The following is a 16,195-nucleotide window of genomic DNA, read 5'->3' on the forward strand; positions in this document are numbered from 1 at the left end:
AATGAAGTTTGGTGCCATATATAGTAAGCTTGCGGTGAAACAGGTGTGGGGTGTTTTTTCTTTTTTCTTCTTACTGGCAATTACTGTTCAGGGGCAGCCAAAATACAAGGTAGAACAATATTCTACCGAACAGGGCCTTTCGCACCGGCGGGTAAATTGTATGCTGAAAGACCGGGAGGGGTTTATGTGGTTTGGCACCTGGGATGGCATTAACCGCTTCGATGGTCATGCATTTGTTTCCTTCAAAAGTTCACCCGAAGATAAATACCAGTTGGGTAATAGCCGCATAGCCCGGATCGTGGAAGATCAATCGGGTCATTTATGGGTGCAGGCTTATGACTACCAGATCTACCGCTTCGATAAAAGAACAGAACAATTTCTGCCGCTGTCAACGCTGTTGAACTCCGATCATAAAATTGAATTCAATAACATTCTGCAAGCCGCTGACGGCTGGGTGTGGTTACAAACTAAAAACGATGGTATCTTTTGCGTATCCCAGTCTGATCTATCAAAAGAGCATATCATACAATATCAAAAATCCCATTCATCTCAATCATCCCAACCATCCCAGTCCTTTTTTCATACCGACAAAGAAAATCGCATCTGGATAGGCACGCCCGATGGGCTTTCCTGTTTGCAGCGGTCCTCAGCCGGCATTTATACAAATAGCAAAATGGTACCACCGGCTATGGCCGCCGGCATCAATTGTACGGCTGTTGAAGAAGATGCAGACCAGGTATATGTTGGACTTGCAGACGGCCGATTGATCATTTTTGAAAAGCGGTCAAAAACATTTGCGGTGCGAAAGATAGCGGCCGGCCGCATAAATGCGCTATTGCGGTCAACCCAAAGCGCTGTTTTGTATGCCAGCACTTCCCTGGGTGAAGTGGTAATGGTAAACCTCAACAACCAGCAAATTACTACCACTAATTACCGCCCTGCCGAAAACCTTTCTTCTTTGTATGAAGATAAAACAGGTGGATTATGGATAGAACCTGAAAAACTGGGCGCTATTCGTTTTGATCCGCAGCACCGTTCCTTTCAATTGTTTTTGCAGAATACAGGTAATATACTCAGTGATGTTAACAACAGATATTTCTGGGTGTTGGAAGATTACAAAGGCACTGTGTGGGTGAGCATGAAAAGCAGGGGCTTTGGTTATTTTAATGCAACCAGTAAATCGTTGGAATATGTTTTAACAACGCCCGAGGGTACAAATTACCAATTGCCCGCCAACATAATCGGGCATTATTATGATAGCGCGGGTATTCTCTGGCTTACCACCAAAGATGCCCGGTTGGTAAAAATTGTTATCCACGACAATGATTTTGAACAACAGCATTTAGTTGACCAGGAGTCAGCCACTTCGGGAAATGAAGTGCGGGTAATGTACAATGATCACCAGGGCCGGTTATGGCTGGGAATGAAAATGAGCCCGTTGAACGTGTTTCAGAATAATAAACCGGTAAAAGGGTTGTTTGAAAATGAGCCTGCGGAAGGCCTAGTAGGAGTATACTCCATTTTGCAGGATAGCCGGGGCAATATTTGGTTGGGTACAAAAGGGAACGGGCTTTACCAGGCCACCCCTGTAAATAAGGAACAAACAAGATACCGGCTCCATCATTTTCAATCGCATAAAGGTGTTACAGACAGTTTACCGTTTAATCAGCTCTATGCTTTACTGGAAGATAAGCAGGGCCGCATCTGGATCGGTTCGCTTGATAATGGGTTGGCATTAATTGAGCAGCACGCAACCGGCACAAGATTTATTCAAACCGGTAATGCCTTTACAAATTATCCCCAGGGTGCATTCCAGAACATTCGCACCATGAGCCTTGATAAAGATGGAAATATCTGGATAGGCACCACAAACGGTTTGCTGGTGCTCGATGCCAACGAACAGCATAATCCCGTTTATCAATACAAAACATACAGCACCATCCCAGGCAACAAAGAAAGCCTCGGCAATAATGACATTTTGTTTATTTACCGGGATACGAAAAACAAGATGTGGCTCTCCACTTCGGGTGGTGGTTTTTGTGAGGCAAGGGGCGACAAACCGTTCCAGGCATTACGCTTTAGAAATTATACAACCAAAGACGGGTTGCCCAATGACTATATTCTTTGTTGTGCCGAAGACAGCGAAGGAAATTTATGGTTGGCAACAGAAAACGGGCTTTCAAAATTCAACCCCGGAACACAGATCTTCAGGAACTTCGATTCCTATGATGCGTTACCGCCTAAGATAGCTTTTTCCGAAGCGTCGGTCACAAAGGAGCAGGCGGGTAAGCATTTATTTTTTGGAACCATTACCGGGTATCTGTCTTTTGACCCTCAACAGATCAATGCCAGCCGCATAAAGGCAGCTATTGCTTTTACCGGTTTGCAGATCAATAACGAAGATGTGGGGCCAAAAGCGAATGCACACCTGCTGCAAACAGATATTAATTACAGCTCGCAGTTGAGCTTACAGTATAACCAGAATATAATCAGCATTTATTACGCCATACTCGATCACCGGGGAAGCGGCGACCGGCAGGGATTTGCTTACCGCCTCATGGGCTTCGACAGTACCTGGCACAACGACTGGCAATTCAGAAAAGCTACCTATACCAATCTGCCACCAGGCAAATACGTATTTGAAGTAAAGAGCCTTAGCACCGATCTGTATTCCAATCAGCCTTATAAACGGTTGGCGATTACCATACTGCCGCCACCCTGGAAAACGGGGTGGGCTTATCTGATCTATGCCCTGCTCATTGGCGTACTTTTGTTTTTTATTCGCCGCTATGCCCTTGCCATGATACGGCTGCGCAACAAAATTGCGGTAGAGCAAAAACTGGCAGCGCTGAAGATGCATTTTTTTACCAACGTTTCGCATGAATTACGAACACCGCTAACGTTGATCGTGAATCCGCTGGAGCAGGTGGCAAAAAAGGGTGAGCTTACACCCGAAATGTCTTCTTATATAGAAGTGGCCCGCAAAAATGCCAGCCGCCTGGTGCGTTTTATAAATCAGTTACTCGATCTGCGAAAAGTGCAAAGTGATAAAGCAACCCTTCGCATCTCGAGGTTGGAGATTGTAACATTCGTTAAAAAGATTGCCGAACATTTTACCGAAGCGGCGCGAAGCAAACGTATAAACCTTGAAATTGTAGCCGGCGAAAAAGAACTAATTGCCTGGGTTGATGCGGAAAAACTGGATGTAGTAGTATATAACCTGCTGGCAAACGCCATCAAGTTCACGCCTGAAGGAAGATCAATAAAGATCTTTATCGGCACCATTGCCAACGACCAGCGTTTTTCCATTGCCGTGCACGACCAGGGACCGGGCGTACCAAAGGGAAAACTGGAGGAAATTTTTGAATTGTTTCAGGAAGGAGCGCATGCAAACGGCCGGGAACTCAAGGGGGCGGGCATTGGCCTCGCGCTTTCCCGCGAGTTCGTAGCGCTTCATGGCGGAAAGATCTGGGCTGAAAATAATAAAGATGGCGGACTTACAGTAACCGTAAAATTGAGGTCCGGTTCCGGCCATTACAGGCAAAAAGAAGTGTCGTTTGTTGATCTGCCGCAATCGGTTCCCGTTATCGAAAAACCAATTGAACAGCAGATCCTTTCTCAAATTGAAGGCAATGACCTTCCCCGTAACCAGGAAGCGCCACTGGTATTACTGGTTGAAGACAATGATGAACTGCGCGCTTTTATCAAAACACAATTGAGCGAGTATTATACGGTAGAAACAGCAAAAGATGGAGAAGAAGGGTTGCAAAAAGCCATCAGTTGTACCCCGGATCTGATAGTCAGCGATATCATGATGCCGAAAATGGACGGCCTTCAAATGCTCGACAAAGTGAAAAATGATGTGCATACCAGCCATATTCCGGTGGTATTGTTATCGGCCAAATATTCCATCGAAAGCCAGATCGAAGGGTTGAAATATGGGGCAGATTATTACATTACCAAACCCTTCAACAATGAGTTTTTGATCGCTTCCATCGACAACCTCCTTCGCCAGCGAAAGAAATTGTTTGAAGCACTGGTCGAAAAAAAGAAGACTATAGAACTAAGTCCCGAGCCGGTTGTGCTTACTTCCAAAGACGAAACTTTTCTCAAAGAGGTTATCAAAGTAGTGGAATCAAAAATGGAGGACCCTGATTTTAATATTGATGCGGTGGCCGAAACCATGGCGTTCAGCCGCACTAATTTTTATAAGAAATTCAAAAGCCTCACCACCTTAACACCGATGGAGTTTGTACGCGACATGCGGTTGCAGCGGGCAAAACAATACCTCGATGCCGGTGGCCACAATATTTCGGAGGTGGCTTACCTTACGGGTTTCAGTAATCCCAAATATTTCAGTACCTGTTTTAAGGAGAAATATTATGTGTCTCCTTCAGATTATATCAGGGGTAAAAACGGTTAAATACCAGTTACCAGTTACCAGTTTCCGGTTACCGGTTTCCAGGAAAACAAAATTCAGTCGGCCAACTGCAATAAAGGCCCGGTAACTGGGACCTGGTAACCGGTAACAATCCGCACTTTGCCTTTAATATTTACAATAATGTTAATTCATAGTGGCCTGTATATCCACGAAGTTTTTATTGATTGTACCCAATCGAACCATTTCTGTACAAACCTGAACCCCGTCACTCCGCCTAATAATTAGGTTTGTTTCCCCGATTGCCACAACAATTTAAACAAAGTTTAATTGTGAACTTGCTATGAAAAAAAACTACACTAACCGGCAGTATTACCTGCCATTAATTGCCCTTGTCTTATCTTTCTTTTCTCTTCAGCAAACACATGCCCAAACACTGGCTTTTCCCGGTGCTGAAGGTTTTGGCAAATATGCCAAAGGGGGAAGATATGGGTCAGTTTACCACGTTACCAATTTAAACAACTCCGGCACAGGTTCTTTACGCGATGCTGTAAGTGCGCCCAACAGGATCGTGGTCTTTGATGTGGCTGGTGTTATTAAGATCACCTCAAGGATCGTTGTATCGGCCAATATTTATATTGCCGGGCAAACGGCACCCGGCGAAGGTATTACCGTATATGGGAATGGCTGGAGCTTTTCGGGCGCCGACAATACCATTTGCCGTTACCTTAAGATCAGGATGGGTATTGTTGGCGATGATGGCAAAGATGCCAATGGATTAGCCGATGGCCACGACATCATTTTCGACCACTGTTCCGTATCCTGGGGCCGCGACGAGAATTTTTCCATCAACTCCACCACGGCCAAAAACATTACCATTCAAAATTGCATTATCTCCCAGGGGTTAATGACACACTCGGCCGGTGGTCTTATTCAGGCCGACAGCATCACGCTGTACCGAAACCTGTATGTTGACAATACCACCCGCAACAACAAGATAAAAGGTGTTAACCAGTACGTAAACAATATGGTTTACAACTGGAAAGACGGCGCCTACATCATGGGTGGTGAGTCGGAAGGCAACAGCTATGCCAACGCCACCAACAGTTGTTTTATCGCCGGGCCGTCACATGGCGTGCCGCCTTTTAATTTGGGTAACCTTAATTACCATATCTATCAAACCGATAATATTTTCGACAGTAGCCGTAATGGCGTGTTCGATCCTTATACCATACCGCCGGGTGAATATGTAGGCCCGCCCGATTTTCAGTTTACACCATATCCTTACCCGGTATTACCCACTGTGCCTGCCAATACATTAGTCAGCTCCCTGTTGCCTTCGGTAGGCGCCAGCCTGCCTTACCGTGATTATGCCGACTATTATGTGGTGAACGAAGTGAAGTCGTTTGGTATTAAGGGCGAGCTGATCGCCAATGAAAATTCATTACCCTTTGGCGCGCCCACTTCCTGGAGTTTATGGGCCGGTACCCCCCGCGCCGATGCTGACAACGACGGCATGCCCGATGCCTGGGAAACAGCTAATGGTACCAATGCTTCTGTGGATGATGCCATGGTGATCACCGCCACTGGTTATACGAACATTGAAAATTATATCAACAGTATTACCGCCAGCAATTCACAGGAGTATTTACGTACACCTATGAAATTGAAGCAGGATTCTGCTACCCAAACCACCCTGTATCTTTCCTGGCTCGATTATACAGAGAAAGAACAGGGCTATATCGTGGAAAGAATAGTGAACGGCGCCTGGGTGCAAATTGGCACTACCGGCGTAAATGAGAACTATTTTTCCGTAACAGGTATGCAGCCCGAAGAAGCAGATACGTTCCGGGTAAAAGCGTTCAATGCAGTAGGCGAGTCGGGTTACACCAATGAACTCATCGCCAAAACCAAACCGGTGGAAGTGCCTGTATTGAATCCCGGCACATTTGCACCGGCACTAACCTGGACGGGCGCCCTCAGCAACGATTGGGATAAAACAACAAAGAACTGGATCGACAGCACTAATACACCTGTGTTATTTACCGACACCAGCACGCTTACTTTCCCCGAAGCGGGACAAGCGGGAAGAACAGTGAACATTTCGGCGCCCATGGCGGCCGGTGACCTGCTGGTGAACAGCAATGGCAATTACACCTTTTCTGGTACCGGTTACATTACCGGCACAAAGTCGGTGAACAAAACCGGCAGCGGTACCTTATCACTGCTCACCAATAATACATACACAGGTGCTACCGTTGTGCATGGCGGTACCATTCAGTTGAATACGTTGGCAAATGGGGGAGTGGCCAGTTCCATCGGCGCCTCTGCCAATTACGCTTTCAACTGGGTTTGGAAGGGTGGTGGCTGGCTGTACTCCGGCGGTACCATAGGAACCGACAGGAATGTAGCCCTGGATGCCACTACTGAATTCAATGTGAGCAACCCGGCGAGCACTGTTACGTTTAATGGAGTGCTGTCGGGCGATGGCGGACTTATTAAATCTGGTCCCGGTAGAATGGTGGTAAAGAATGCCAATCCCTATTCCGGTGAAACGGTTATAAATGGCGGTATTCTGGAAGTAAGCCCCGTGAGTGCCGCTACCTTGGCCGGCGATATTATCGATAACAACCAGGGCATTGGAACTTCCAATGTATTGCGGTTGCACAATGGGTCCTACGTTACCTCCAACGGCAGTGGTACCATTTATGAGAACTATCCGTTGCAGCTGTATATTGACGATAGTACAGTCAATGGTTTTACCCCCGACCGCAATGCCAACCTGAATATGACCGTACATGGCGCTGGCACCCTGAATTATACAATTCCTTACTTAAGGGAAATAATCAAGGGCGACTGGAGCGACTTTACCGGCACCCTGGTTGCCAATGGCATTAATACAGATGACGTGTACAGTCTTTTGCCAATCGACAACGGCACGGGATTCCCTAACAACCGCATTGTTACAACAGGTAATACCAAAATTGCCGCCTATAGTAATAACAATGTATTTTCTATTGGTGGTCTCAGTGGCAATGCAGGCACCTGGCTCTCTTGCGGTGGAACAAAATCGCCCACCTTTGGCAATGGATTTACAACATATGTGGTAGGTGGCATGGGCACCAACGAAACCTTTAACGGCATCATCAATAACCACCTGTACGGGAATGCAGCTGATGGCAGCGGTACTACCACCATTGTTAAAACCGGTACCGGTTTATGGCGTTTAAACGGTAACAATACATACATTGGTACTACCACTATAGAAGGTGGTAAACTGATTGTGAATGGCGCCAATAGCGGTAATGGAAAAGTGACCGTTAATGAAGGCGCCACGCTGGCCGGTAAAGGCGCTGTCACTGGTGAAATAGCGGTGGCCGGTACGTTGGAACCAGGCGATAGCTCAATCGGCACCTTTACCGGTAAAGACAATCTTACCCTGCAATCAACTGCAGTAACTTCCATTGATATCAATAAAAGTAACGGAACCTGGGACAAGGTGGCCGTAACAAAAGATATTGTTTATAACGGCACCCTGAAGATCAGTTTCACCGGTACGCCGGCTTCAGGCGACAAGTTCAAAATATTTACGGTGGCCGGCGCAACAACGGGCGCCATTACCCGGTTTGATCCGGCAACACCTGCTCCCGGTTTGTTGTGGGTATTTAAACCTGCAATAGGCGAACTGGATATTCAATCGCCCAACTTTGTGGAGGCGCCCACCAGCCTTACGCTGAGTGCACCGGTTGCCAAAGCCGGCATGCCCAGCACGGTAAACGTTGGTTGGACAGACAATTCAGATAACGAAGATTATTTCATCGTAGAGCGCAGCGTTGACAGCGTGAACTTTACTGATGTGGCCCATGCTGCTGCAAATACAACTGCGTATACTGATGGCGGTCTGCAATCAGGCATGAAATATTATTGCCGGGTAAAAGCGCACAGCCCGCTGAACGAGTCGGCTTACAGTGCAATAGTGTCTGTAAGAACACCAGTTGAAGGCACACTGCCTTTAACAACAACGAACCCCTCACCGGCGCAAAACGCCACCAATGTGTTCCTGAACAATCAAACTACGGCATTCGGCTGGGAAGGCAATTATGCCGATAGTTTCGACGTGTACCTGGGAACCAGTGTCGATAGCCTGGTGAAAATAGGGGCGGTGGCTGCCGCAACAGCAACATTTACTTCCGGGAACTTAAATCCCAATACTACTTATTACTGGCGTATCGATGGCAAAAACAGCAACGGCACTACTACCGGTACCATATGGAATTTCCAGACGGCGAATATTCCTGTACCGGTAGCTGGCGATTACCGGTCAAAAGCCAGTGGTAACTGGGGAACTTCTACAGTAGCCACCGACATCTGGGAAACTTTTGATGGCGCCAACTGGCAAAGTACGGCCACGCCACCTTCCGGTTCAACCCCAACAGTAACCATTAAAACAGGTCATACCGTAGCGCTGAACGCTACTACCGGCGTTAATAATGTGGTGGTGGAAACCGGGGCCAATCTTATTTCCGGAACAAGCGACGGTGCAAGCGGCACCGCTTCGCAAAGAAACCTGAGGGTCATTAGCAGTCTCAATAATTTCGGTACAGTAGGCTCCAGCACTGTTACCACAAACCGGGTAAATTTTGAAGGGTATCGCGACAACGGTAAAGTGTATATTACGGGTACCGGCACCTGCTATCTGAATACATTTACTGTAAACGCCATTGCACAAACAATGGAAGTGGTGATAGATAACAACCTCAACCTGGCCAGTTACATGCGGGCCAATTATTCTACATCTACCACACTACCCTGGACGTCGGCCCCGCAAAATGACGACAACATTACCATCACTATTAAAGAAGGTAAAACGGTTGCCATCGGCAGCTCGGGTTATCTGCAAGCCGGCAGCAGTCCAACCACCAATACCATCGGGGAATTTGGTAACTATACTTTCAATATCAATGGTACGCTCGACATGCGTTCAACCGGTACATCCTGTGTGGTTGGGCATGCCACCTTGCCCGGTGCAACTACAATAAATGTAAACGGAACCTGGCTAATGGGGAATGCCATTCGCTTTATTACTTCTGCTACCACGCCTTCCATTGGTACCGTATCACTTAATATAGGTGCCAATGGGGTGGCAGATGCGGGGGCAAGAACGACCGGCAGCAGCAACACGGCCACCAATATTGTAGCAACCAACAGTAATTTTTCGCCAAACGTTTTCTTTAATATTACTGGTGGTGGCTTATTGAAAACAAAAGTGAGCACCAGTACCGTAACCTATCAAATAGGTTCCGATAAAATATACAGCCCCGTGAAACTTACCAATACCGGCACGGCCGATATTATTGCAGTGGGTGTTAAATCCGGCGTGAACCTGCCGGTTGCGGATAGTACAAGGCTGGTTAATAAATTATATTCTGTTGTACCTGCCATGCAGGCAACTACCAACCTCACCATTGGTTTGGGCTGGCTCGCAGCAAGCCAGGGCGCTAACCTGAACCCGGCTGCTTCAATGGTGCAGGGCAGGTATACAAACAATACCTTTACGGAATTCCCGGCTACTGTATCCGGCGCGGGCACAGCGGCCAATCCATATTATGCAACAGTGACTGGTTACTCCAGCTTTGGCCCTTTTGCCGTTGGGCAAACAGGTGCAGTGAAGGATGTGGAAGCGCCGGTCGTACGTACTAAACCGATAGCAATAACACTCGGATTGAATGGCACTGCGTCAATTACACCTGAACAGGTAAATGACAGTTCTTATGACCGCAGCAGTAATGTGACCTTGAGTGTATCACCAAACAGGTTTACAACAGCCGATGCAGGTGTTGATACGGTGACCCTCACCGCTACGGATGCCAGTGGCAATAGCGCACAAGGCAAAACCACCGTCACTGTAAAGCAACGCACCGCTATACTTAAATATACCGGTAACAGCACCGGACAATATTCCGACCAACAGGCATTGACTGCTGTTCTTACTGATTCAGCAACGGGTACGGTATTATCGGGCAAAACCATTCGTTTTGATCTTGGCGCCCAATCGGTAAGTGCATTAACTGATACTACGGGCAAGGCAGGCACAGGTTTGCTGATTACACAGGACCCTGCATTGACCTATACCCTGTATGCAACCTTTGCCGACAGCTTGTTTATAGCAGCCATTGACAGTGTGCCTTTTGTCATCAAACAGGAAGATGCCAGGGCTTACTACACAGGTACCCTGTTTGGGTCAACCGGTTCGGGCACTACCACTATTATTACGTTGAGTGCAACTGTTCGCGACATTACCGCTGAAACAACGGCTTCGTCAACAGATGCCTTTGCCGGTGATAGTAGAAATGCCAACGTTACTTTCATTGACCGCACTACGAATTCGGTTATCGCTACCGTTCCGGTAGGTTTGGTGAACCCGCAGGATACAAAAGTGGGCACTGCTACCTATAACTGGAATGTAGATCTTGGCAGTAACAATGCAAAGGATTTCACCATTGGCGTACAGGTAAGCGGTTATTACCAGCGCAATGCAGCAGAAGACAATACCATTGTTACAATATCCAGATCATTGAACGAATTTGTTAGCGGCGGCGGCTATATTCAGTTGGCGCATCCTACCGGGCAAATGGCTGGTGATGTGGGCAGCAGGAACAATTTCGGTTTCAATGTAAAGTTTAACAAACGCGACAGGAACCTGCAGGGTAATTTCAATACCATCATTCGCCGTACAGAATTGGATGGCGTGCATGTATACCAGGTACAATCAAATGTACTCACCACCTTGTGGGCGATCCCGGCTATAGGAGCAATACCGGCGCGGGCCAGCTTTAGCGGAAAAGCCAGCATTCAGGACATTACCAATCCTTTGGCGCCTGTATCAATAGATGGCAATGCAATAGTACAGGTTCAAACGACTGACCGTAGTGAAGCAGGTACTGGTGATGCCATTGCCATAACGGTCTGGAATAAGTCGGGCGGCTTGTGGTTTACCAGCAACTGGAACGGCATGCGTTATGATGAGCAGGTGCTTGCCGCAGGAAATATCAGGGTCAATAATGGCCCATCCATCTTTCAGACGATCATTTCGGTTATTACAGATATCATTGATGGGCATGGTAACCCTGCAACCGGAAATAATCCCGGCGGCCTCATGGAAATAGCATTGGCGCCAAACCCTGCTAATTCCTATACCAGGCTTACGATCAATGCCAATCCACAAAATGGGAACGTGTACATAAAAGTAACGGACCTGTTTGGGCAGATCATTGAAACAAAAGAGATCGCTGCAGGCCGAAATGCCATTCAGTTTGGGAGCGGGTACAGGCCAGGTGTGTATGTGATTGAAGTGAGTCAGGGCCAGGATAAAAAGACGGTACAGCTTATTAAATTATCCCAATAGCTTTGCCTGGAAAAATAAAAAACGGGGTCGCACAAGCGGCCCCGTTTTTTTTATTATACTACAGGTAATTATTTTGTAGAGAACAATTTCAATTTTCCTGCAAAACTGAAAGTGGTAGCTTCAGGTGCACCCTGATTAGGAGAGTACCAGTAAGATACTGAGTTTGTATAGGCGGCGGTTCCAGACGCTGCAAATTTTATAGAGGTAGCGCCCGTTGTCATATTAAGACTGTCAACAGTTACGCCTATGGTGAGGCCGGTACCGGTACCATAATAATAGGCATTGTCGTAATAAGAATCGGCATCACTCCAATAGTGACCACCTGATACGTTAGTTACTGCCTTTGACGTAGGATTATAGGTGAATGATGTATAGGCGCCTTCGTTCCAGCTAACATCGCTGAAACGCTCAATATAAATATCATAAGTGCCATCATTATTATTAGTCATGCTTTGCGTGGAATGATCTGAAGACTTGAATTTGTAAACGCCGGTTACAGTTCTGGTTTTGCCATCGTCATCAGTGAATGTAGTGGTGGCTGTAATTGGTTCATTAGAGCCTAATGAAGATACAACGCCATCTAATTGCTCCTGTAAAGCGGAGTTCTTGCTTTGCAGATCTTTAATGTCATCTTTCATTTTTTTACAAGATACAAAAGGAGAACCTGCGATAAGCACGCCGAAAATAATAGCTAACTTTTTCATTAGAAAATTGCTTTTTGGGGGTTTATTTAGGAAAAATAGTGAACTCGTTCCAGTTCTTTCAAAATGGGCAATAACCGGTCATACCGCTATTGTATAGCTGCTGCGGTACTAATAAATACAATAAATGATAGCGCTTATAATATTATCCAGGGAAACTAAAAGAATAGCTAAATCGCCTGCAATATGGTGGCTTTGTAATCGAATTATTTGTGTAAGAATTGTTTTTCATGGTTTGGAATTTATGGCTGCCGGTTAATAATTTGAATGCCGGCATTAATGATAGCGCAAATGTAATAGGAATACCTCACGCATGCAAGCAAATTTTAATAAAATGTAGTTTTCACAGTTCAAAATGATGATAAATGGGCATGAAATGTATATAACGAGGGCCCCATATTTGCACGCTTATCGCCCAAAACGACGCACCTATTGTCGAAAATGCGCGCTTATTAAATAGTGACTAACTGCGAAAGGTAACTGTATTTATTTTACCTACTTTAGATAGGTAATATCTATCACGTACAATACCTTATCTGGTGATAAAAGAACCTATATCCATCTTACATGAGCAGGAATACGAACATCATGGTTTTTATCTTCTCAGAACACCGTGCTTTCCCGTAAATTATCTTGAACGCCTGGCCGATCTGGCTTTAGTGCAAAACAAAGAGAACAACCTGTTCACCGACCCGCAATTCCTGGAAGCGTTGTTTTTGGGTTCCCACGAGTTGTACACACAATATTTAAAATACCTTGATGGCCGCCGGTCTGCAGAAAGGATCGACAGTAAGTTATTACATTCCATAGAGCGGTATTTTATCCGGATGTGTTCCCGCTGTACGCCTTATGGTGTTTTTGCTGGCTATAAGGCGGGGCAGCTAAGCGAGGCTACATCCATTACCGTGGGCGCGCGGCATAATTACAAACGGCATGTTCATCTCGACATGCATTATCTTACCGGTCTTGCCCGTCATCTTCAGTCATTACCGGGTATAAAGGAGCATATTCTTTTTTATCCCAACAATAGTTTATACAAGGTAAAGGATAAGCTCAGGTATGTTGAACCTTCAGACGCAGGCGCAACCACCAGCTACAGGATCTCTGCTGTTGATAATTCTGAATACATCGACGCCATTCTGGCCAAAGCTGAACAGGGCGCCTGCCTGCAGCAACTCATAAACACGCTCATCAGTGAAGATATTGATGCTGACCAGGCAGGTGCTTTCATCGATCTGTTGATCAGTAATAATTTGTTGGTGTCGGGGTTGGAGCCGGCCTTATCGGCGGAAGATGTTTTCGAAAACATGTTAACCACATTGTCTTTTTTGCCCGAAGAGCACGAAGTGTATAAGTGCCTGCGCAGCGTTGCACAACTATTGAAAAGCCAGGAGCCCGGTACCGGGTTGTATGAAAAAATAGCCGGCTTGTTGAAGACCGTGTATCCCGAAACACCGGTAAAGAACCTGGCTCATACCGTTCTGGAATTAGGAGGCGATGAGGCCCGGCTCAATGAAACAGTTATCCGCGATATACAAACCCATATTTCCGCTTTGCGGCCTTTATTCCTGATCACGGGCAACGAGCGGCTGAAAACATGGGCGCAAACTTTCAGCGAAAAATATGAAGACCTGGAAATTCCGCTGATCATGGCACTGGACCCTGAACTGGGCCTGGGTTATGGCGATTATGGAGAAGATACACTTGCCGAACTCCCCATGCTGGCAAGCCTGGTGTTTAACGGCAAACAGCCCGCGAAACAAATGAACTGGTCAAGGCTGCTTATATGGAAGAACAGAAAGCTGAAAGAATCACTTTTAAATAAAAAAGACTTTGCCATAACAGACGAGGATATTTTGACAATAGGCTTCCATGATATGGAGCTGAAGGCGCCCGAAAGTTGTTTTGTTATGGGCAGCATACTGGCGGGCAGCAGCGCGGATGTTGATAAAGGCAATTATACTTTTTCGCTCGACACATTTTTTGGTCCCAGCAGCATTAACCTGTTGTCACGGTTTGCCAATGGCGACCCTTTCCTTACCGGGAAACTAAAAGAATGCGTGGAAGCAGAAGAAGCACATCATCCTGAAAAAATATATGGGGAGATCATTCATCTTCCTGAAACCAGGGCCGGTAATTTATTATTACGGCCGCCTTTCCGTCAATATGAGATCGCCTATCTGGCAAGGCCATTTGCCAGTCCCGACAATCAGCTAACCATCACCGACCTTATGGTGAGTTGCCGGGCCGGCAAGGTGATCCTCAGATCGAAAAAGCTGAACAAAGAAATAGTGCCCCGGCTTTCCACGGCGCATAACTATACCCGCACCAGCCTGCCGGTATACAAATTCCTTTGCGATCTGCAGTTGCAGGATATCAATACAGCGATTGTTTGGGACTGGGACATCTTCAAAGAAGACAGGTATTTGCCCCGGGTCACCTATAAAAACCTCATCTTAAGTCCCGCTACCTGGAACATCAGCTTCGATGAGCTGGCAGAAGCAGATCCCGCTGATCTTTTCCCTGTATATGACCGGCTGCGGCAGCAGTTGAACATTCCTGCCAAAGTGATCATCGTTGACAAAGACCAGAAATTGTTCATCGATTTGGAAGATGAAGCTTATTTGCGGCTATTCCATAGTTATTTCAAAAAGAACCGGCAACTGAAGTTGCAGGAATTCTTCTTCACGCCTGAAAATTGTTTTGTTACCGGAGAAGGCGGTCAATATGCGAGTGAGATCATCGTACCGCTTACAAAAAAAGGGGGCGAAAAAAAGCCGCTGCGCACAAACACGGGGCTTCCCCCACAGCGCGATAGCGCCCCTAAAAGGGAATTTGCATTGGGCAGTGAATGGTTGTATTGCAAACTCTACACCGGAGCTGTACCGGCTGAGCACATTCTGAAGGAATGCATTGCTCCATTGGCGTTAGCCCTGAAGGAAGAGGGGCTTATAGAAAAATGGTTTTTTATTCGCTATGCCGATCCCAAACCACATCTGCGCGTCCGGTTCTACCATTCAACCGATAAAAAGTTCTGGCAAAGAACGATCGGTTACCTCAATTCGGCTCTCGCCGCTTATTCGGGCCCGGGCCTTATTGAAAATGTGCAGTATGATACCTACGAACGGGAGTTGGCAAGGTATGGGTATGAAAAAATTGATTGGAGCGAAACGTTGTTTTACCACGACAGCGAAGCCATTATACAATTGCTGGGATTATTGGAAGGAACAGAGGGTGAAACACTGCGGTGGCTGATGGCGTTGCGCAATATCGATATGCTGCTTTCTGAATTTGGGTTTCCGTTAGAAAAGAAACACCACAGGCTGCAATTGTTAAAAAATGATTTTTTAAAGGAATTCAGTGTCGACAAACCCGGGCTTTTGCAGCTCGACCAGCGGTACAGAATGGAATCGAAACAGATACAGCGTTTTCTGGACGAACGGTTCGACCACGATAACGGCATCGAATCATTGGTTGCTGTTTTCCGCGAAAGAGGGGAACGGAATAAAAGCATTATGGAAAACCTGTGTGGGCACAACGGTGAAAAGGGCAGCATCAACCTGCACTACCTGGCTGCCAGCCATGTGCATATGACATTGAACAGGTTGCTGGTCGCCGAACACCGGAAGCAGGAAATGGTGCTTTATTATCTACTGTGGAGATACTATGAATCAAGGCTGGGATTTATAAAATTTAATTGACTATAAAAAT

Annotated in this window: 4 protein-coding genes; 3 read left to right on the forward strand and 1 reads right to left on the reverse strand. The window is 46.4% G+C overall.

The window, feature by feature from the left end; all coding sequences use genetic code 11:
- Position 1: 1 nt before the first annotated feature.
- Positions 2-4,423: a hybrid sensor histidine kinase/response regulator transcription factor gene (locus tag A3860_RS25630; RefSeq protein ID WP_158085360.1), complete on the forward strand. Its 4,422-nt coding sequence runs from the start codon at positions 2-4 to the stop codon at positions 4,421-4,423.
- 298 nt (positions 4,424-4,721) lie between these two features.
- A complete protein-coding gene (locus A3860_RS25635; protein ID WP_081151472.1) occupies positions 4,722-11,783 on the forward strand; it encodes an autotransporter-associated beta strand repeat-containing protein in 7,062 nt (2,353 codons plus the stop codon).
- 68 nt (positions 11,784-11,851) lie between these two features.
- On the opposite strand, the gene A3860_RS25640 is transcribed toward A3860_RS25635, so the two are convergent.
- Entirely contained in the window at positions 11,852-12,487 is a 636-nt protein-coding gene (locus A3860_RS25640) for a hypothetical protein (protein WP_081151475.1), read from the reverse strand.
- A 536-nt stretch (positions 12,488-13,023) separates the two neighbouring features.
- Here A3860_RS25640 and A3860_RS25645 point away from each other — a divergent pair.
- Positions 13,024-16,185, forward strand: a complete 3,162-nt coding sequence (locus A3860_RS25645) for a lantibiotic dehydratase (protein WP_081151478.1) — start codon at positions 13,024-13,026, stop codon at positions 16,183-16,185.
- Positions 16,186-16,195 lie beyond the last annotated feature (10 nt).

Source organism: Niastella vici (genome assembly GCF_002077945.1).
Lineage (GTDB): Bacteria > Bacteroidota > Bacteroidia > Chitinophagales > Chitinophagaceae > Niastella > Niastella vici.

Bases quoted from the DNA above. Each gene is read 5' to 3' on its own strand.
- A3860_RS25630 (WP_158085360.1), top strand. From the start codon at position 2: ATGAAGTTTGGTGCCATATATAGTAAGCTTGCGGTGAAACAGGTGTGG.
- A3860_RS25635 (WP_081151472.1), top strand. From the start codon at position 4,722: ATGAAAAAAAACTACACTAACCGGCAGTATTACCTGCCATTAATTGCC.
- A3860_RS25640 (WP_081151475.1), bottom strand. From the start codon at position 12,487: ATGAAAAAGTTAGCTATTATTTTCGGCGTGCTTATCGCAGGTTCTCCT.